At 43.6% G+C, this 18,873-nt stretch carries 21 protein-coding genes; 8 read left to right on the top strand and 13 right to left on the bottom strand.

Translation table 11 applies throughout. The features are described from left to right. Window positions 1-153 precede the first annotated feature (153 nt). Window positions 154-1,170 carry an NADPH dehydrogenase NamA gene (namA, locus tag M1D94_RS09470; protein ID WP_003230377.1) on the top strand — a complete coding sequence of 339 codons (1,017 nt, stop codon included), beginning with the start codon at window positions 154-156 and terminating at the stop codon, window positions 1,168-1,170. 109 nt (window positions 1,171-1,279) lie between these two features. After that, window positions 1,280-2,041, top strand: a complete 762-nt coding sequence (locus tag M1D94_RS09465) for an alpha/beta fold hydrolase (protein ID WP_032726094.1) — start codon at window positions 1,280-1,282, stop codon at window positions 2,039-2,041. Between the two features lie 42 nt (window positions 2,042-2,083). Here M1D94_RS09465 and rpmG read toward each other — a convergent pair whose 3' ends face one another. Both rpmG and rnz read right to left on the bottom strand, forming a co-directional pair. Continuing rightward, on the bottom strand, window positions 2,084-2,233 hold the full coding sequence (rpmG, locus tag M1D94_RS09460) for a 50S ribosomal protein L33 (RefSeq protein ID WP_003226511.1): 150 nt from the start codon (window positions 2,231-2,233) through the stop codon (window positions 2,084-2,086). Between the two features lie 81 nt (window positions 2,234-2,314). Further along, on the bottom strand, window positions 2,315-3,238 hold the full coding sequence (gene rnz / locus M1D94_RS09455; protein ID WP_169037831.1) for a ribonuclease Z: 924 nt from the start codon (window positions 3,236-3,238) through the stop codon (window positions 2,315-2,317). A 226-nt stretch (window positions 3,239-3,464) separates the two neighbouring features. On the opposite strand from rnz, the gene zwf reads away from it, so the two are divergent. Continuing rightward, window positions 3,465-4,934 carry a glucose-6-phosphate dehydrogenase gene (gene zwf / locus M1D94_RS09450; protein ID WP_070547511.1) on the top strand — a complete coding sequence of 490 codons (1,470 nt, stop codon included), beginning with the start codon at window positions 3,465-3,467 and terminating at the stop codon, window positions 4,932-4,934. A 122-nt stretch (window positions 4,935-5,056) separates the two neighbouring features. On the opposite strand, the gene gndA is transcribed toward zwf, so the two are convergent. Next, complete coding sequence (gndA, locus tag M1D94_RS09445; RefSeq protein WP_003230365.1) at window positions 5,057-6,466, bottom strand: NADP-dependent phosphogluconate dehydrogenase; 1,410 nt, start codon at window positions 6,464-6,466, stop codon at window positions 5,057-5,059. Between the two features lie 109 nt (window positions 6,467-6,575). After that, window positions 6,576-7,820, bottom strand: coding sequence for a DNA polymerase IV (locus M1D94_RS09440; RefSeq protein ID WP_070547512.1), 1,245 nt, complete (start codon window positions 7,818-7,820; stop codon window positions 6,576-6,578). A 72-nt stretch (window positions 7,821-7,892) separates the two neighbouring features. Between M1D94_RS09440 and mifM the strand changes: the two genes are divergently transcribed. The 3 genes from mifM to M1D94_RS09425 all read left to right on the top strand — a co-directional run bounded on the left by mifM (window position 7,893) and on the right by M1D94_RS09425 (window position 9,947). Further along, complete coding sequence (mifM, locus tag M1D94_RS09435) at window positions 7,893-8,180, top strand: membrane protein insertion/folding monitor MifM (protein WP_010886563.1); 288 nt, start codon at window positions 7,893-7,895, stop codon at window positions 8,178-8,180. Window positions 8,181-8,210: 30 nt separating this feature from the next. Further along, a complete protein-coding gene (locus M1D94_RS09430; RefSeq protein ID WP_021479981.1) occupies window positions 8,211-9,038 on the top strand; it encodes a membrane protein insertase YidC in 828 nt (275 codons plus the stop codon). 180 nt (window positions 9,039-9,218) lie between these two features. Next, window positions 9,219-9,947 (top strand): YqjF family protein, encoded by a 729-nt coding sequence (locus M1D94_RS09425; RefSeq protein ID WP_038829761.1) that lies wholly within the window; start codon window positions 9,219-9,221, stop codon window positions 9,945-9,947. Window positions 9,948-9,987: 40 nt separating this feature from the next. Here the strand turns inward: M1D94_RS09425 and M1D94_RS09420 are convergent, their stop codons facing one another. The 3 genes from M1D94_RS09420 to mce are packed head-to-tail and all read right to left on the bottom strand — an operon-like array spanning window position 9,988 to window position 13,059. Continuing rightward, a complete protein-coding gene (locus M1D94_RS09420) occupies window positions 9,988-11,103 on the bottom strand; it encodes a tripeptidase T (RefSeq protein WP_003230352.1) in 1,116 nt (371 codons plus the stop codon). 17 nt (window positions 11,104-11,120) lie between these two features. After that, a complete protein-coding gene (locus tag M1D94_RS09415; protein WP_172850261.1) occupies window positions 11,121-12,644 on the bottom strand; it encodes an acyl-CoA carboxylase subunit beta in 1,524 nt (507 codons plus the stop codon). Further along, the gene (mce, locus tag M1D94_RS09410; RefSeq protein ID WP_021479984.1) at window positions 12,637-13,059 is read right to left on the bottom strand and encodes a methylmalonyl-CoA epimerase; all 423 of its coding nucleotides are present in this window, start codon (window positions 13,057-13,059) and stop codon (window positions 12,637-12,639) included. Before mce ends, M1D94_RS09415 begins: the two co-directional genes overlap by 8 nt. A gap of 89 nt (window positions 13,060-13,148) precedes the next feature. Between mce and prli42 the strand changes: the two genes are divergently transcribed. Beyond that, a complete protein-coding gene (prli42, locus tag M1D94_RS09405; protein ID WP_003226489.1) occupies window positions 13,149-13,241 on the top strand; it encodes a stressosome-associated protein Prli42 in 93 nt (30 codons plus the stop codon). A 19-nt stretch (window positions 13,242-13,260) separates the two neighbouring features. Here the strand turns inward: prli42 and M1D94_RS09400 are convergent, their stop codons facing one another. The 6 genes from M1D94_RS09400 to brxB all read right to left on the bottom strand — a co-directional run bounded on the left by M1D94_RS09400 (window position 13,261) and on the right by brxB (window position 17,808). Further along, a complete protein-coding gene (locus tag M1D94_RS09400) occupies window positions 13,261-13,791 on the bottom strand; it encodes a L,D-transpeptidase (RefSeq protein WP_032726102.1) in 531 nt (176 codons plus the stop codon). 51 nt (window positions 13,792-13,842) lie between these two features. Then, window positions 13,843-14,811: an aromatic acid exporter family protein gene (locus M1D94_RS09395; RefSeq protein ID WP_125121273.1), complete on the bottom strand. Its 969-nt coding sequence runs from the start codon at window positions 14,809-14,811 to the stop codon at window positions 13,843-13,845. A 70-nt stretch (window positions 14,812-14,881) separates the two neighbouring features. After that, a complete protein-coding gene (artR, locus tag M1D94_RS09390) occupies window positions 14,882-15,604 on the bottom strand; it encodes an arginine ABC transporter ATP-binding protein ArtR (RefSeq protein ID WP_003230342.1) in 723 nt (240 codons plus the stop codon). After that, window positions 15,597-16,256, bottom strand: a complete 660-nt coding sequence (gene artQ / locus M1D94_RS09385) for an arginine ABC transporter permease ArtQ (protein ID WP_003230340.1) — start codon at window positions 16,254-16,256, stop codon at window positions 15,597-15,599. The genes artR and artQ overlap by 8 nt, the downstream gene beginning before the upstream one ends. Window positions 16,257-16,335: 79 nt before the next feature. Beyond that, entirely contained in the window at window positions 16,336-17,103 is a 768-nt protein-coding gene (gene artP, locus M1D94_RS09380; protein WP_003230337.1) for an arginine ABC transporter substrate-binding protein ArtP, read from the bottom strand. Window positions 17,104-17,370: 267 nt separating this feature from the next. Then, window positions 17,371-17,808: a bacilliredoxin BrxB gene (gene brxB / locus M1D94_RS09375; protein ID WP_003226477.1), complete on the bottom strand. Its 438-nt coding sequence runs from the start codon at window positions 17,806-17,808 to the stop codon at window positions 17,371-17,373. A gap of 160 nt (window positions 17,809-17,968) precedes the next feature. Here brxB and M1D94_RS09370 point away from each other — a divergent pair, with 160 nt between their 5' ends. Continuing rightward, window positions 17,969-18,862 carry a diacylglycerol kinase family lipid kinase gene (locus M1D94_RS09370; RefSeq protein ID WP_103803309.1) on the top strand — a complete coding sequence of 298 codons (894 nt, stop codon included), beginning with the start codon at window positions 17,969-17,971 and terminating at the stop codon, window positions 18,860-18,862. Window positions 18,863-18,873 lie beyond the last annotated feature (11 nt).

The following is an 18,873-nucleotide window of genomic DNA, read 5'->3' as shown; positions in this document are numbered from 1 at the left end:
GAATAAAAATGCTTCTATACTGAAAAATAAACTGATTTCTCGTCTATTATACAGAAATGTTTGACAAAAGCGGTTCTTTTGAGCAGTTTATATGACGGGAAAGAAATGACTTGATATAATCAATCTCTAAAAACCTTACGGGAGGCGAAAGAAATGGCCAGAAAATTATTTACACCTATTACAATTAAAGATATGACGTTAAAAAACCGCATTGTCATGTCGCCAATGTGCATGTATTCTTCTCATGAAAAGGACGGAAAATTAACACCGTTCCACATGGCACATTACATATCGCGCGCAATCGGCCAGGTCGGACTGATTATTGTAGAGGCGTCAGCGGTTAACCCTCAAGGACGAATCACTGACCAAGACTTAGGCATTTGGAGCGACGAGCATATTGAAGGCTTTGCCAAACTGACTGAGCAGGTCAAAGAACAAGGTTCAAAAATCGGCATTCAGCTTGCCCATGCCGGACGTAAAGCTGAGCTTGAAGGAGATATCTTCGCTCCATCGGCGATTGCGTTTGACGAACAATCAGCAACACCTGTAGAAATGTCAGCAGAAAAAGTAAAAGAAACAGTTCAGGAGTTCAAGCAAGCGGCTGCCCGCGCAAAAGAAGCCGGCTTTGATGTGATTGAAATTCATGCGGCGCACGGATATTTAATTCATGAATTTTTGTCTCCGCTTTCCAACCATCGCACAGATGAATACGGCGGCTCACCTGAAAACCGCTATCGTTTCTTGAGAGAGATCATTGATGAAGTCAAACAAGTATGGGACGGTCCTTTATTTGTCCGTGTATCTGCTTCTGACTACACTGATAAAGGCTTAGACATTGCCGATCACATCGGTTTTGCAAAATGGATGAAGGAGCAGGGAGTTGACTTAATTGACTGCAGCTCAGGCGCCCTTGTTCACGCAGACATTAACGTATTCCCTGGCTATCAGGTCAGCTTCGCTGAGAAAATCCGTGAACAGGCGGACATGGCTACTGGTGCCGTCGGCATGATTACAGACGGTTCAATGGCTGAAGAAATTCTGCAAAACGGACGTGCCGACCTCATCTTTATCGGCAGAGAGCTTTTGCGGGATCCATTCTTTGCAAGAACTGCTGCGAAACAGCTCAATACAGAGATTCCGGCCCCTGTTCAATACGAAAGAGGCTGGTAATGCCCATAAGAGATATCCTGTAGAGGATATCTCTTTTTTTATTTTTAGAGAAACGATCGGCTAAGGTTCTCCGTCTCCCTAGTAGAACCAATTAGAGGAGATGACTCCAATGAAATCAGCTTGGATGGAAAAGACATATACAATTGACGGATGTGCGTTTCATACACAACACCGGAAAGGATCAAGCGGTGTAACGATTGTCTTTGAGGCCGGCTATGGTACTTCTTCTGAGACGTGGAAACCATTAATGGCGGACATTGATGATGAATTTGGCATTTTCACATATGATCGGGCAGGCATAGGAAAAAGCGGGCAAAGCAGAGCTAAACGAACAGCTGATCAACAAGTGAAAGAATTGGAGAGTTTGCTTAAAGCAGCTGATGTAAAACCTCCTTATTTGGCTGTTTCACACTCATACGGAGCTGTCATCACCGGTTTATGGGCCTGCAAAAACAAGTATGATATTATCGGCATGGTCCTTCTTGACCCAGCTTTAGGCGATTGCGCCAGCTTTACCTTTATACCCGAAGAAATGCACAAATCACATACGAGAAAGATGATGCTTGAGGGCACACATGCAGAGTATTCAAAAAGTCTGCAGGAGCTCAAAAAGCGGCAAGTCCACTTAGGAAACATGCCTCTTCTTGTGTTGTCATCAGGAGAACGGACTGAGAAATTCGCTGCTGAACAGGAGTGGCAAAACTTGCACAGCAGCATATTGTCTCTATCTAACCAAAGCGGCTGGATTCAAGCTAAAAACAGCTCCCACAACATCCATCATGATGAACCTCATATCGTTCACTTGGCTATTTATGACGTATGGTGCGCAGCGTGCCAGCAGGCCGCTCCTCTTTACCAGGCAGTCAATTAACGTAAAAAAGACCGGGCCGTAAGGGATTCCCGGTCTTTTATATTATTTTGTTTCACGATGAAGGGTATATTTCTTTAAACGCGGTGAATATTTTTTCAGCTCCAAACGGTCTGGATTGGTGCGTTTATTTTTTGTTGTGATGTAATTTCGGTCTCCCGTTTCAGTGCAGGCTAAAGTAACATTTACTCTCATAATTAACACCTCCTTATAAAACGTAATTATTACGTTTTATTATACAACGTCATCACAAATTGTCAAATAAGAGCTCCGCCTTCAGCCTCGCGGGACGTTTACCTCTAAGAAATCATATGCCACCACGCTATTGGGGAAAACGTCAACCGCTTCTTTTTGAAGCTCCAAAGAAGCATCTCCCTGATATCTTGCGCTGATATGGGTTAAAATGAGCTGCTTCGCTCTTGCTTCTTTCGCTGTTACAGCCGCTTGTTCCGTTGTACTGTGATAATAATCATAAGCAAGTTTACGGTCTTCCTTAGCAAAGGTTGCTTCATGAACAAGCACATCACAATCCCTCGCAAGCTCTTTTAGTTTGTCACTTACTCTCGTATCACCGGAGAACACAACAGATCTTCCCTTTTTAGGAGGCTCCAGAAAATCATTCCCATTGATGATTCGTCCGTCTTCAAGCGTTACCGTTTCGCCTTTTTTGATTTTCTGATATACAGGTCCGGGCGGGATGTTCATTTCTTTTAATACATCAGCCTTCAAGGAACCCGGTACGTCTTTTTCCTGCACACGGTACCCGAAGGCTTCCACTCCATGAATAACAGATACCGCTGTGACAATAAACTGATCGTCCTCAAACACGATTCCTTCTTCAATTTCCTGGACCGCAAGCGGATATGTCAAATGGGTCTTCGTGACGGCAAGGCTTGTTTCAATAAACGCCTTGATCCCTTTAGGTCCGTACACTGTCAGCTCGTCCTCTCCGCCTTGAAAGGAACGGCTCCCCAGAAGCCCCGGAAGTCCGTATACATGATCGCCGTGCATGTGTGTAATAAAGATTTTCTCTATTTTACGAGGTTTAATCGTTGTATGTAAAATTTGATGCTGTGTGGCTTCCCCGCAGTCAAAAAGCCATACCGAACGCCTTTCTTCAAGCAATTTTAATGCCACCGACGTTACATTTCTCGCCTTGGCGGGAATGCCGGCTCCCGTCCCTAAAAAAAGTAATTCCACGTTTCCTTCCTCCTACTAGAACCAGATACCTACAAGAATACAGGATCAAGCTCAAAATGTGAATCTTGCCTCTGAAAAGAACAATCCTTTCGTGCTAGAAACATTTTTTCAGCATTCTGCTTAAAAAAGGGCTTAAATGTTTGCTTTCGTTGAATTTTAGATTTAAAATGAAGGAAATATACGGGGTGTACTAAAATAAAGCTTCGAATAAAGTGAGGTACTTTTAGTGAAAACAAACCAACAACCAAAAGCAGTAATTGTCATATTCGGTGCAACTGGAGATTTAGCAAAACGAAAATTGTATCCGTCTATTCACCGTTTATATCAAAACGGACAAATCGGAGAAGAGTTTGCAGTGGTAGGAGTTGGAAGAAGACCTTGGTCTAATGAGGATCTTCGCCAAACTGTTAAAACATCCATTTCCTCATCTGCAGATAAGCATATAGATGATTTCACGTCTCATTTTTACTATCACCCGTTTGACGTGACAAACCCTGGTTCTTATCAAGAGCTAAACGTATTGCTTAACCAGCTGGAAGATACATATCAAATTCCTAACAACAGAATGTTCTACTTGGCAATGGCTCCTGAATTCTTCGGAACGATTGCAAAAACATTAAAATCAGAGGGTGTAACAGCTACAACCGGCTGGTCCCGCCTTGTCATCGAAAAACCGTTCGGCCATGATCTGCCAAGCGCACAGGCATTGAATAAAGAAATCCGCGAAGCATTTACGGAAGATCAAATTTACAGAATCGACCATTATCTAGGCAAACAAATGGTTCAGAACATTGAAGTGATTCGATTTGCCAATGCGATTTTCGAACCGCTTTGGACAAACCGCTACATTTCAAACATTCAAATCACATCTAGCGAATCACTAGGCGTTGAAGACCGCGCAAGATATTACGAAAAATCAGGCGCCCTTCGCGACATGGTGCAAAACCATATTATGCAGATGGTTGCCCTTCTTGCAATGGAGCCGCCTATCAAATTGAACACAGAAGAAATCCGCAGCGAAAAAGTGAAGGTGCTGAGAGCACTGCGTCCTATTGCAAAAGAGGAAGTGGATGAATACTTTGTGCGCGGACAATATCAAGCTGGTGAAATTGACGGTGTACCGGTTCCTGCTTATACAGATGAAGATAATGTCGCTCCTGACTCCAATACAGAAACCTTTGTTGCCGGCAAGCTCTTGATCGACAACTTCAGATGGGCTGGTGTTCCATTCTACATCAGAACCGGAAAACGAATGAAAGAAAAGTCCACAAAAATTGTCGTTCAATTTAAGGACATTCCGATGAATCTGTACTACGGTAATGAAAACAACATGAATCCGAACTTGCTTGTCATTCATATCCAGCCTGACGAAGGCATTACGCTTTACTTAAATGCTAAAAAGCTTGGCGGAGCAGCACACGCACAGCCAATCAAACTCGATTATTGCAGCAATTGCAATGACGAGTTGAACACCCCTGAAGCATATGAAAAACTAATTCACGACTGTCTTCTTGGCGATGCAACAAACTTTGCACACTGGGATGAAGTTGCCCTTTCTTGGAGCTTTGTCGACTCTATTTCTGAAACATGGGCAGCAAACAAAACCTTATCTCCTAACTACGAATCAGGCTCAATGGGACCGAAAGAATCTGATGATCTTTTGGCGAAAGACAGCTTACACTGGTGGAATATATAATAAGAAGAAAAAAGCCGAAAATGTTTACAAGCATTTTCGGCTTTTTTACGCTGAACAAAGGTATAACAATCTCTTTAATAACAAAACCCCCAAAGCTTAAGAGCTTCGGGGGTTTCTATTGATTACTTCATCCATTCAGTATGGAAGATGCCTTCTTTGTCAGTACGCTCATAAGTATGAGCGCCAAAGTAGTCGCGCTGTGCTTGGATTAAGTTTGCAGGCAGTACGGCTGTGCGGTAGCTGTCATAGTAGGCTAATGCGCTTGAGAATGATGGCACCGGCACACCTTGGGCAACTGCAAGTGAAATCACTTGGCGAAGCGCTCCTTGGTAGCTTTCTACAATATTCTTGAAATAGCTGTCAAGAAGCAGGTTGTCAAGCTCAGGCTCGCGATCGTAAGCTTCTTTGATCTTCTGAAGGAATGCCGCGCGAATGATGCAGCCACCGCGGAAGATCATAGCGATTTCACCATATTTCAGATCCCAGTTGTATTCTTCAGAAGCAGCTTTCATTTGAGCAAATCCTTGCGCGTATGAGCAGATTTTACTCATAAACAACGCTTTTCTGACCGCTTCAATCAGCTCTTCTTTATTTTCTGTAACAGGCTTCACTTCTGGTCCTGAAAGAAGGCCGCTCGCTTTCACACGCTCTTCCTTCATAGCTGAGATAAAGCGCGCGAATACAGATTCAGTAATAATCGGAAGCGGAACACCTAAGTCAAGTGCGCTTTGGCTTGTCCATTTTCCTGTTCCTTTTTGGCCTGCTTTATCAAGAATCACATCAACAAGCGGTTTGCCTGTTTCTTCGTCTTTTTTCGTAAAGATGTCAGCTGTAATCTCAATCAAGTAGCTGTCAAGCTCACCTTTATTCCATTCAGCGAAAACTTCGTGAAGCTCATCAGCAGAAAGGCCCAGCACCTGTTTCAGAATGAAATATGATTCAGAGATCAGCTGCATATCTCCGTATTCAATTCCGTTGTGCACCATTTTTACGTAATGGCCGGCGCCGTCCGGACCGATATATGTCGTACAAGGTTCTCCGTCAACTTTTGCAGAAATGGCTTCAAGAATCGGTTTTACAAGCTCATGTGCTTCTTTTTGTCCGCCAGGCATGATAGAAGGTCCTTTAAGCGCCCCTTCTTCTCCGCCGGAAACGCCTGTTCCGATAAAATGAATGCCGCTTTCAGCGAGTTCTTTGTTACGGCGCTGTGTATCTTTATAGTATGTATTACCGCCGTCAATTAAAATATCATCCTTCTCTAGATGAGGAAGAAGAGATTGAATTGTCGCATCTGTTGCAGTTCCCGCTTTAACCATTAATAAGATTTTGCGCGGTGTTTCCAAGGATTGGACAAATTCTTCAATGCTGTAAGTGCCAACAACATTTTTTCCTTTTGCCTCCTGTAAAAACTCCTCAGTTTTACTGCTTGATCTGTTGTAAACAGAAACAGAAAATCCCCGGCTTTCGATATTTAAAGCCAGATTTTTACCCATGACCGCAAGTCCGATAACGCCGATTTGTTGTTTTGACATATTCTAACGTCCCTTCTGCAAACGTTTAATCATTTTAAAATTTAAATTAAAATAAAATGATATTTATAATAAAGAAATTACCATACATTCACCCTTTTTTTCAAGCGATTCAGCTTTTCTTTTCATCCTGAAAAAAATCTTTATTAAAGCTTGTTCCCTTTGTTTTGCTCTCCTCTTTTTTTAACCTTGCCCCTTTTCTGATCAGTTTGGTACCGTACTTTTTATTCAGCTTTTCCATCATCTGCTGAATGGGCTCATCCTTCGCATCTTCATTAAAGCTGAACAAATCAAGCTGCTTATAGGCCTGCTCTTTTTCTACCAAATCGGTTCCGGTAATGCCAAGCAGTCTGACAGGATTTTTATTCCAGTGTTTAAAAAAGAGGTGCTCTGCTTCTTTCAAAATGTCATTTTTTTGATCAATCGGGTTTCTCAGCGTAGTGCTTCTTGTGATGGTTTTCCAATCCGCATATCTAATCATAATAAAAAGCTTCGAAGCCATGACTTCCTTGCGCTGTAAACGGTCACTCACAGAAGCGGCAAGCTTTCTAAAAACGCCTAACAGCTCCTCTTCATCACTGGAATCATGGGAAAGTGTCGATGAGTTGCCGACGCTTTTAAATTCGTAAATGCGCTCCGGGTCAACCGGCGCATGGTGAATGCCATTTGCTTTATTTTTAAGGCGCGGACCGTTGATGCCAAGCAGGCGCTTCAGCGAGTGTTCATCAGCTGCAGCTAGCTCTCCGATTGTATGGATGCCGAGTCCCTTCAGTTTTTCCGCTGTCTTTTTGCCGACTCCGTGCATCTCTCCAACAGGAAGCGGCCACAGGATATCAGGCACTTGCCTCTTTCTTAAGATCGTAATTCCAAGCGGTTTTTTCATATCAGACGCCATCTTAGCGAGAAATTTATTCGGCGCGATTCCTATGCTTGACGGAAGCAGCAGCTCTTTTTGCAATCTGCTTTGGATTTCTTTTGCCGTCTCCAGAGCCCGGCTGCTGTATGGTGTATCGGTCATGTCCATATAGCCTTCGTCGATGGAGACAGGCTCCACTAGGTCAGTATATTCACGAAGAATGGTAAACATCGCTCGTGAAGAGTTTCTATAGCGGTCAAAGTTCGGCGGAAGAACGATGAGCTCAGGACAATGGCGCTTCGCTTGCCAAACCGGCATCGTTGTTTTGACGCCGCGCGCTCTAGCCTCGTAGCTGCATGTCACCACAATGCCCTTTCGCTCCTTTACGTTTCCGGCAACTGCGACCGGCTTTCCCCGGAGAGCCGGATCATATGCCATTTCAACCGACGCATAAAAGCTATTCATATCAATATGGAAAATAATTCGGCTCTTTCCCGGCATAAACAAATCTCCTTTTCGGTCATTAGACAACAGCTTGTACATATAGTAAAATGAAGCTATTGAATGGATGTGATGACAATGTTTGTGGAATCGATAAATGACGTTTTATTCTTAGTCGATTTTTTCACAATTATTCTTCCTGCTCTAACGGCAATCGGGATTGCATTCCTCTTACGGGAGTGCCGTGCGGGCGAGCAATGGAAATCAAAACGAACAGATGAACATCAGACGGTCTTTCACATTAACCGAACAGACTTTCTTATTATTATATATCATCGCATTACAACTTGGATACGTAAAGTCTTCCGCATGAATTCGCCTGTGAACGATGAGGAAGACGCCGGTTCTCTTCTTTTATAAACCGCATTTATAAAAAGGAGGAGAACAAAATTGTTAAAAACATATCAAAAACTTTTGGCTATGGGTATCTTTTTGATCGTATTATGCTCGGGCAATGCTGCATTTGCAGCGACTAATCAGGTGGGAGGCCTCAGCAACGTAGGGTTTTTCCACGATTATTTAATCGAACCGTTTTCCGCTCTGCTTAAGGGTGTTGCCGGGCTGTTTCACGGAGAATACGGACTCTCTATTATCCTCGTAACCATTATTGTGCGTATGGTTGTACTGCCTTTGTTTGTTAATCAGTTCAAAAAACAGCGCGTGTTCCAAGAGAAAATGGCCGTTATTAAACCTCAGGTTGACAGCATTCAGGCCAAATTGAAAAAAACGAAGGACCCTGAAAAACAAAAAGAACTGCAAATGGAAATGATGAAGCTGTATCAAGAGAACAACATCAATCCGCTTGCTATGGGATGCCTCCCAATGCTGATTCAGTTTCCTATTGTGATTGGGTTTTATTACGCGATTCGCTCTACACCTGAAATTGCGTCACACTCGTTTTTATGGTTCAGTTTAGGACAATCAGATATTCTCGTGTCTCTTAGTGCGGGAGCAATGTACTTTATCCAGGCCTATATCGCTCAAAAACTGAGCGCGAAATATTCCGCTGTCCCGCAAAACCCAGCGGCACAGCAATCCGCAAAATTGATGGTGTTCATCTTCCCTGTGATGATGACGATTTTCTCGCTTAATGTTCCGGCAGCCCTTCCGCTGTACTGGTTTACAAGCGGACTGTTTTTGACAGTGCAAAACATCGTCCTTCAGATGACGCATCATAAAAGTAAAAAAACAGCCGCTCTTACTGAGTCGGTGAAATAAAAAAACAACCCCGCGCGAAAAGCCGGGGTTGTTTTTTGTTACTTGCAAAGCATACCGCGCCAAACAGTCTTGTTTATCATGGCTGAAGCAGAAATGGCCATCCAAAAAATAGCCGTATCGTTTAAAAAGAAGGAAATAGGGAATACCTTTACTCATCTCCAAACGAAAGGAGCATATACGTTGACGGAACACTTTCAGCAAAAAAACATTTCTGTACCTGAAGGAATCTGGATCATGAGACAAACCTGGAATGATGTCTTATTTGCTCACTGGCCTGTTGATGTTTCTATCCTTCGCGCTTTGGTACCGTCCGTTTTAGAATTAGATACATATAACGGGCAAGCTTGGATCAGCATGCTTCCCTTTATGCTCACGAACCTGAGGGCGCGTTATCTTCCTGCCATTCCCGGTGCGCGTGCATTTCCTGAGCTTAACCTCCGCACCTATGTCACGTATAAAGGTAAGCCCGGCATTTATTTTTTTAGCTTAGATGCCGATCATCGTCTGGCGGTCCTTGGCGCTCGCACATTCTTTCATCTGCCTTATTTTTACGCGGATATGAAAGCCGAAAAAAACGGTGATGCCATTGACTATGTCAGCAAGCGGAAAGATGACAAAGAAGCAGCATTCCACGCCGCATATCGGCCCATTTCAGCGCCTTTTACAGCAGAAAAGGATTCGCTCGATTACTGGCTGACAGAACGGTATAGACTCTATACTACCAATCAAAGCAAACTCTATTACGAAGACATCCATCATCATCCATGGCTGCTGCAAAACGCCGAAGCAGAAATTTCAGTCAATACGGTGACTGATGCTCACGGCATTACATTGCCGGAGTCAGACCCCTTGCTTCATTACGCTAAAAAACAGGATGTGTTATTTTGGCCGCTTAGGAAATGGAGCTAAAAAAACCCGATGCGGGAAATCGCACTCGGGTTTTCTTTTTTTATTTTGCCGCCTCTTCAATAATGGCAACAACCATTTCTGCCGTTTTAACGAGCTCTTCGATCGGCATTTTTTCATTTTTTGTATGAATTTGCTCATAACCGACAGCAAGATTGACCGTCGGGATGCCATGACCAGCGATTACGTTCGCGTCGCTTCCGCCGCCGCTCGTTTGCAGCTCGCTTGGACGTCCGATTTTAGCAGCCGCTTTTTTCGCGATTTCAACAACTTGGTCGCCGTCTTGATATTTAAAGCCCGGATACATAACCTCAATTTCGACTTCTGCGCGTCCACCCATATCAGCAGCTGCCTCTTCAAAAGCAGCTTTCATTTTTTGAACCTGAGCTTCCATTTTCTCAGGAACTAAAGAGCGCGCTTCAGCAAGAATATGAACTTCGTCGCACACAATGTTTGTTTGTGTGCCGCCTTCAAACCGGCCGATATTAGCTGTTGTTTCTTCATCGATACGGCCCAATGGCATTTTTGAAATGGCTTTGCTAGCGATTGTAATTGCTGAAATGCCTTTTTCAGGTTCAACCCCGGCGTGAGCGGTTTTCCCGAAAATTGCCGCTCTTACCTTCGCCTGTGTCGGCGCGGCCACAATGATATTTCCAACTTTTCCGTCTGAATCAAGGGCATAGCCGTAGGATGCAGTGATCATAGAACGGTCAAGAGCCTTCGCTCCGATCAGACCCGATTCTTCCCCTACTGTGATGATGAATTCAATCGTGCCGTGTTCAATGTTTTCTTCTTTCAGCACCTTAATCGCCTCAAACATTGCAGCCAATCCCGCTTTATCATCAGCGCCTAAAATCGTCGTGCCGTCAGTTTTGACGTAACCGTTCTCTACAACTGGTTTTACGCCGTTTCCGGGTACAACTGTGTCCATATGAGATGTAAAATAGATCGTATCTGTTTGTTTTGTCCCTTTTAGCGTGCAAATCAGGTTACCGGCTCCGTGGCCCGTGATATCCATTGTATCGTCTTCTTTAACGTCCACACCTAAATCAGAAAATTTTCGTTTCAGCACTTTGCAGATTTCAGCTTCGTGCTTTGTTTCTGAGTCAATTTGGACAAGTTCTAAAAATTCTTCCAGCAGGCGTTTTTCATTCACCATTTGTAAGTCCCTCCATATTAAAGCGGTATGTTACCGTGCTTTTTTTTCGGTCTCTCTTCTGTCTTATGTGCAAGCATATGAAAAGCTTGAATCAGTTTTCCCCTTGATTCTTCCGGCAAAATGATGTCATCGACCATTCCACAAGCGGCCGCTTTGTATGGGCCGGCGTTTTGCTTTTTGTATTCAGCTGTTTTTTCGCGTTTCGTCTTTTGCGGGTCAGCTGAAGCTTTGATTTCCTTTTCATACAAAATCGATGCCGCACCTTCTGGACCCATCACTGCGATTTCAGCATTCGGCCATGCAAACACAAGGTCCGCTCCGATCGCTTTGCTGTTCATGGCCACATAGGCGCCGCCGTACGCTTTTCTAATGATGAGTGTGACTTTTGGGACAGTCGCTTCAGCATAAGCAAACAATAATTTTGCTCCATGCCTGATGATTCCATTGTGCTCTTGCTGAATACCCGGCAGAAACCCCGGGACATCTTCGACAGTCAATAGCGGGATATCAAATGCGTCACAAAAACGGATGAACCTTGCTGCTTTATCAGCAGCGTCAATCGTCAGGCTTCCCGCCAGATGCTTCGGCTGGCTCGCCACGATGCCGATTGCTTTTTCACCCAGCCTTGCAAACCCAATGACAATGTTCTTCGCAAAAAATGGCTGAATCTCAAAAAAAGACTGCGGGTCAGCCAGCTCCCTGATCACCTTCCGAACATCATAAGGCTTTGTCGTATCACCAGGGACAAGACGGTTTAATAACGGTCTGGACGCCTCTTTCTCTGGCTTCGGCTCTGTTGTCCGGCCATTCAGCGGCAAATAAGACAGCAGTTTTCTCACCCCTGTCAGAACCTCCTTCTCCGTATGTCCGGAAAAGTGGGCGTTTCCGCTGACGGCATTATGTATCCCCGCTCCGCCTAAGCTCTCCGCATCAACCTGTTCCCCTGTCACTTTTTCAATCACCTTCGGGCCGGTAATAAACATCCGGCCGGTCTGTTCAGCCATAAATATAAAATCTGTGAGTGCCGGAGAATATACAGCGCCTCCAGCGCACGGCCCTAAAATAACCGATATTTGCGGAATGACTCCGGAATATAAGACGTTTCGATAAAATATGTGACCGTATCCATCTAATGATACCACACCCTCTTGAATTCTCGCACCACCTGAGTCATTCAGCCCGATAATCGGCGCCTTATTTTTTGCTGCCAGATCCATCAAAGCGCAGATTTTCCTGGCATGGGTTTCGCCAAGCGCCCCTCCGAATACTGTGAAGTCTTGCGCAAATACATAAACTGAGCGGCCGTCAATTGTGCCGTACCCTGTCACGACCCCATCCCCTAACATGCGCTGTTCTCTTGTTAACACTTGACTTTCCATGAAGGGGTTTAATTCGATAAAGCTGTCCTGATCTAGAAGAAATATGATCCTTTCCCGAGCAGTGAGCTTGCCCTTTTGCCGCTGCTGAGCCAGCTTTTCCTGTCCTCCGCCTTCTTCTGCCTGCTTGCGTTTCGTGTATAAATGATCCATGTGCTCATTCATGCTCATTGTGTTGGTCTCCTTTCGGTTCACAAAGCTCTATAAGAACACCGTTTGTTTCCCGAGGGGAAATAAACGCGATCTTTTTCCCATTTGCCCCCTGTCTTGGATACCTGTCAATCAATCGAACATGCCGGTCAGACAATGCTTGAAGCTGTTCAGATAGGCCGTTGCACAAAAACGCAATATGATGCAGTCCCTGCCCTTTCTTCTCCAAAAATAAACGGACGGGGCTGTCAGCTGTCAACGGCTCTATCAGCTCAAGTTTGACGCTACCAGCTTGAAAAAAAGCAACATTCACCTTTTGTTCTTCAACCGTTTCTTGATGAAGAAATGCAAGCCCCAATACATTTTCATAAAAGCTTCTAGCATCTTTTATCGAAAAAACGGCTATCCCGATATGGTCAAGCCTGTTCATTTGCATCCCTGCTTTCGCTAATAGATATCGCTTGTCCACCCATTCAAAACACGCTAAAATATAGACAGATTGTTTAAGGAGTGAAAATCATGTCTCAAAAACTGATGAAAAGCGTTTTGATCGTGATTTTGGGAGTTTTTATTCTTTCAACTGTACTCTCAGGAATCGTCATGTTTTTATAACGATAAAAAAGCAGGCGCCTTATTCAATGGGAATATCCTGCTTTTTTATCAGAGCTTTATGCTCGATGGCAATCTCCTCAAAAGAGCGGTTGTCGTCCGTGATCAGCACTCTCGTTCCTACTGGTATCGTTTGAAACAAATGAACGACCTCATCGTTATGCATACGTATACAGCCGTTAGACACAAATTTCCCTACTGATTCCTCTCGGTTTGTCCCATGAATTCCATAAATCCGCCCGTCCGTTCCTTTCGCGTCAAATCCGATCCATCTGGCCCCAAGCGGGTTGTCAGGAGATCCCCCTTCAATATTTTTCTTTCTGTAGTAAGGATTTTCCGCTTTTACCGTTACCGAAAACTCTCCTTCAGGCGTCAAATCATCTGTTTTTCCAGTCGCCACACTATACACGCCTTCTACTCTGTTGTCGAGGATAACAGCAAGTTCATTTGTTCGCTTGTTGACAATAATATACGGATCACCCGGCAGCGGATTTTCGCCGAGCGGCCAAATCGGTGAAATCATCATAAAAATCGAACATAAGAAAAAACGCATAAGCTCCTCCTTTTTCATTAGGTTGACCAATGAAGGAAGAGCTCATGCGAATCATCCGAGTGATTTTTGCGCTTTTATTCCTTTAAAATAACTTTTAATCACTAAATATTGTTCCATTTCGCCGAGAAGATGGAAGAGAGCGGCCCTCGCTTCAAATTCCTCTCTAGTCGCAGGAAGCGCCATCTCCTCAAATTCTTTTCTCATGTCAGCAAGTCTTTTCAGAAATTTGTACGCTGTATTCCCAGGGTGTATCGCCTCCCGCAAATCATGAATAAATTCAGCGATCATTTTTCCCTGATCTACCGTAATGGAGATCGATGTCACTTTAGGGAGAAGGCGTTCGATAATTTCAAATTGCTTTTCTCTCATTTTAAAATAATGATAATGCAGATTTTCATAACGCAAAATGTGGTTTTGCACATCTCGATATGCCAGGTTTTTAGCCTCCGTAATGAGCTGGTGCGTTTCCGGAATTTCTTTTCCTGACCAATCTTGCTCACCAGTTAACAAATACCGTTCGATTTCTGCAAAAATGACAGCAAAGTTATCCTCTATCTTTTTGCGGTAAGCAATCAGTTTCCGGTCAAGACTAGGCATATACAAGTTCATCAATAGAGCGACGCCGATGCCAACCGTAATCAGCTGAACTTCATTCCAGATGAAAGCAAGCGTAATGCCGCCGGACATGTATAAATGAAGGATAATAACGGAACTGGTGACGATACCCTCGTTAATTTTTAACAGAACCGTTATCGGAATGAATATCAAAAGAAGCGCTCCGATCACAAACGGGTGGTAGCCAATAAGCTCGAAAAAGAGATAAGAAAAAACAATTGCCAGACAACATGCCGCAAAGCGGGCCCATGAGGCCTGAAGCGACCGTTTTTGTGTGATTTGTATGCACAAAATGGTGATGATTCCTGCTGATGCGAAGTTTTGCAAATGCAATAACTGGCTTATATAAATAGCCAAAGCTGTTCCTAGCGCGGTCTTTATTGTGCGATAACCAATTTTAAACATGTCGGACTCCATTTCTATTTGTTTCTTCAATAAAAAAGAAGAGGCGGCCAGCCTTCTTCTTTTTTATATTCTATAATATTTTCTCTAAAAAGTCCTGCGCTCTTTTGGATTTTGGCGACATAAAAAATTCCTTCGGATTGCCGTCTTCGACAATCATTCCTTGGTCCATAAACAGCACACGGTCTGCCACTTCTTTTGCGAAGCCCATTTCATGTGTGACAATCACCATGGTCATGCCGGTTTCGACCAGCTCTTTCATCACCTGTAGCACTTCTTTAACCATCTCCGGATCAAGGGCGGAGGTCGGCTCGTCAAACAGCATGATGTCCGGATTCATCGCAAGAGCCCTGGCAATCGCGACACGCTGTTTTTGTCCGCCAGACAAACGGTTTGGATAGTCATTTCGCTTTTCAAACAAACCGACTTTGCGGAGCAGGTCCTCAGCTTTCTCCTGTGCAGCCTGTTTTGTTTCTTTTTTTACATTGACCGGCGCGTACATGATGTTTTCGAGAACCGTTTTGTGCGGAAAGAGATGAAAATGCTGAAAAACCATCCCGATGTTTTCCCGGACCTTTAATGTGTTGGTTTTTGGCTTCGTAATCTCTGTGTCTTTTATTGTAATGGTTCCGCCGTTAGGCTTTTCCAACAGGTTTAAACAGCGTAAGAACGTTGATTTGCCTGAGCCTGAAGGACCGATCACGGCAACAACCTCACCCTCAGCGATTGTTGTTGAAATGTTTTTTAATACTTCGTGTTTCCCAAATGATTTTGACAGCTTTTCAACCTTAATCATTGGATTTCAGCTTCCTTTCTACAGCCTTGCCGATAAACGTTAAAATCAGGACAAGCACATAATAAATCAATCCCGCGATAATGAGCGGCTCAAGGTAATTGTAAGTGGCGGCGCCAGCTTGATATGCGCGTCTCATGACATCACCAAGCCCGATGACGGTAACGATCGCCGATTCTTTTGTTAACGTAATTAATTCATTCACAATTGCAGGTGATATATTTTTGAAGGCCTGCGGCAGCAGCAGATCCTTCATCATTTTTCCATACGGGACACCGAGTGCAACAGCAGCTTCTTTTTGCCCTTTATCAATGGCATTGATTCCGGCTCTAATAATTTCCGATACATAAGCGGCGGAATTCAAAGACAATGCGACAACCGCAGCCCAAAACTGGTCAATTTGAAATCCGAGCAGCTGAGGAAGGCCAAAATAGACAATCATAAGCTGCAGCACTAAAGGCGTGCCTCGGAACACTGATGTATAAAAATCAGCGATCCAGATAAACGGGCGGAATGTGCTGATCTTGCATAAGCTTAGCACAATACCGAGTATAAGTCCGATAATAGCAGATACAACAACAATTTTTAATGTAATTGCCAAGCCTTCTAATATAAAAGGAATTTGGGGGATCGTTGCTGAAAAATCCAAATTCATAGCCTTTGTCTCCTTTTCTTACAGGAAAAAAGTTTCCTATTCAATAAAAAGGCTCAACGAAAAAGTTGAGCCGCTTTTTTTACTTCTCGCCAGTGAACCATTTTTTCTTCAATTTCTCAAGCTCTCCGTTATCTTCCATTTCCTTGAGCGCTTTATTGAATTTGTCTGTCAGTTCACTGTCCTTTCTGAAAGCAATTGCTGAACCGGCTTCTTCCGCTTTCGCATCAGGAATCACAAAGCCTTGCAGGTCATCATTTGATTTGAAATACCCTTCTGCAACAATGTCTTCAATAATCGCGGCATCAAAGCGGTCAGATTTGATTTCCTGCACCAAATCAGAAATTCTGTTGCGGTCTTCTGTTTTAAAACCATATTCCGGAGAAAGCTCTTTCCCCTTCTCTTCCTGAATAGAGCCAAGCTGAACGCCAACTGTTTTTCCTTTCAGGTCTTTCAAAGATTGAATGCCGCTGTCTTTTTTGCTGACAATCATATGGTTCGCTGTGTAATACACATCTGAAAAATCAACTTGTTTTTTACGCTCAGGCGTTGGTGTCATTCCTGACAGAACGAGATCCACCTGTTTTGATTTAAGCGCTGTAATTAAGCTGTTGAAGTCCATATCCTGCACTTCAATTTCATAGCCTGCCTTCTTTGCCAGAGCTTTTGCCAACTCTACATCAAAGCCGACAATATTATCGCCTTCTTTATATTCAAACGGTTTGTAATCCGCCGAAGTACCCATAATTAATTTTTTCTTGCCGCCTTCTGAACCTGAATTGCTTGAGCCGCAAGCAGATAATGCAAAGGTAATGCAGGCAGCTACAAGTAATAAGAGCCATTTTTTCATGATCCATTTCCCCCGTATTCATTACTTTTGTGTATTTGAATATTTATTCGTTAATTTGTATTTTAAACAGTTTCTTATTTTTATGCAATACTATTTTTAAAAATTATCTTCAAGCTTATCTTTCCAGTGATCTCTTTTTGATATTACTAGATAAAAATAAAATCACTGTACAATCCGATTGAATAATCCCTTAATATTTATTCATATACTCTTGGAAATTTATGCACAAAAAAACCCGGGCTGCTTTGAGCATCCGGGTTGTTCGTCTTATACTTCTTCACAATATTCTTCAAAGGCTTCCTGCAGCTTTGCCACTACGGCCATCGGCTCATGGCCTTCAATTTCATGACGCTCTACCATTTTCATGATCTTTCCGTCTTTCAAAATCGCAAAGGACGGAGAAGATGGCGGATAACCTTCAAAATAGTCACGCGCACGCGCTGTCGCTTCTTTATCCTGTCCGGCAAAAACGGTGACGAGCTGATCAGGTCTTTTATCATAGTGAACGGAATGGTAGGCTGCCGGTCTTGCAATTCCTCCGGCGCATCCGCAAACAGAGTTTACCATGACAAGCGTCGTTCCTTTTTTCGTAAGTGCCTCATCCACCTCTTCAGCTGTTTTCAGCTCAGTGTATCCAGCAGCTGTAATTTCCTGTCTCGCTTGGCGGACAATATCATTCATAAATAAATTAAAGTCCATATTCAATGAAGACCTCTCCTTTTTCATCATCTGTTCTTATGATAGCAAGGAAACGTCCATATCGGCAAATGACTTTGCTTCGCCGTGCACTTTTTTTGCTCTTCGTTTACTGCTTACAAAAAAAGGGGATTATATAACCAGAAGTAAAATAAAGGAGCAGTTGTATATGAGCCACCGGAAAGCGTTACTGATTCATAACGGAAATGCCGGCAACAAAAATATAGAAAAAGCACTTGGTGCTGTCGTGCCGGTTTTATCTCACCATTTAGATGAGGTGATTATTAAACAGACAAAGAAAAAGGATGATGCGTATCATTTTTGCCGATCCATTGATGATTCTGTCGACACCGTCTTCATTCTCGGCGGCGACGGCACGATCCATCAATGCATAAATGCTATCAGCGCTCTAGAAAGAAAACCCGCGGTCGGAATTTTGCCCGGAGGCACGTGCAATGACTTTTCAAGAGTGCTTGGCATCCCTCAAAATCTTGCAAAGGCCGCGGAAGCACTTATGTCAGGAAAAAAAACCAGCGTAGACGTATGTCAGATGAATGACCGTTATTTTTTGAATTTCTGGGGGATCGGCTTAATTGCAGAAACGTCGAATCAAATCAACGAAACGGAAAAAGCATTATTGGGAAAAATCAGCTATTTTACAAGTGCCTTGCGAACCGTCTCATCCGCTGCATCGTTTCCGATGACATTAAAAATTGATGGAGAAGAAATTAAAGAAGAAGCCGTTATGCTGCTTGTGATGAATGGCCAATACATTGGAACGAATCGAATTCCTCTGCCCGATGCCAGTATTGAAGACGGCTTACTTGATGTTCTCATATGCCGCAATACCAACCTCACCGCGCTGCGGGAGCTGATGAGCATGGAACAGGGTTCAATTGATCGTTTTACCGGAGAGTTGTCCTATGTCCAGGCTTCCCGTATCGAGATTGAAACAGACACTGCCAAAAAGGCGGATATGGATGGAGAAGTTTATACACATACACCCGCAGTCATTCAGGTCCTGCCGCAGCATATCGACATGCTTATTCCCGCAAATGAATAACTGTCATAAGG

Source organism: Bacillus sp. JZ109, assembly GCF_053903135.1.
This window is presented reverse-complemented; position numbering and strand designations above follow the sequence as displayed.

Coding starts and splice junctions, on each gene's coding strand:
- namA (WP_003230377.1), top strand. CDS start 154: ATGGCCAGAAAATTATTTACACCTATTACAATTAAAGATATGACGTTA.
- M1D94_RS09465 (WP_032726094.1), top strand. CDS start 1,280: ATGAAATCAGCTTGGATGGAAAAGACATATACAATTGACGGATGTGCG.
- rpmG (WP_003226511.1), bottom strand. CDS start 2,233: ATGAGAGTAAATGTTACTTTAGCCTGCACTGAAACGGGAGACCGAAAT.
- gndA (WP_003230365.1), bottom strand. CDS start 6,466: ATGTCAAAACAACAAATCGGCGTTATCGGACTTGCGGTCATGGGTAAA.
- M1D94_RS09440 (WP_070547512.1), bottom strand. CDS start 7,820: ATGCCGGGAAAGAGCCGAATTATTTTCCATATTGATATGAATAGCTTT.
- mifM (WP_010886563.1), top strand. CDS start 7,893: ATGACAATGTTTGTGGAATCGATAAATGACGTTTTATTCTTAGTCGAT.
- M1D94_RS09420 (WP_003230352.1), bottom strand. CDS start 11,103: ATGGTGAATGAAAAACGCCTGCTGGAAGAATTTTTAGAACTTGTCCAA.
- M1D94_RS09415 (WP_172850261.1), bottom strand. CDS start 12,644: ATGAATGAGCACATGGATCATTTATACACGAAACGCAAGCAGGCAGAA.
- mce (WP_021479984.1), bottom strand. CDS start 13,059: ATGAACAGGCTTGACCATATCGGGATAGCCGTTTTTTCGATAAAAGAT.
- prli42 (WP_003226489.1), top strand. CDS start 13,149: ATGTCTCAAAAACTGATGAAAAGCGTTTTGATCGTGATTTTGGGAGTT.
- M1D94_RS09400 (WP_032726102.1), bottom strand. CDS start 13,791: ATGCGTTTTTTCTTATGTTCGATTTTTATGATGATTTCACCGATTTGG.
- M1D94_RS09395 (WP_125121273.1), bottom strand. CDS start 14,811: ATGTTTAAAATTGGTTATCGCACAATAAAGACCGCGCTAGGAACAGCT.
- artR (WP_003230342.1), bottom strand. CDS start 15,604: ATGATTAAGGTTGAAAAGCTGTCAAAATCATTTGGGAAACACGAAGTA.
- artQ (WP_003230340.1), bottom strand. CDS start 16,256: ATGAATTTGGATTTTTCAGCAACGATCCCCCAAATTCCTTTTATATTA.
- artP (WP_003230337.1), bottom strand. CDS start 17,103: ATGAAAAAATGGCTCTTATTACTTGTAGCTGCCTGCATTACCTTTGCA.
- M1D94_RS09370 (WP_103803309.1), top strand. CDS start 17,969: ATGAGCCACCGGAAAGCGTTACTGATTCATAACGGAAATGCCGGCAAC.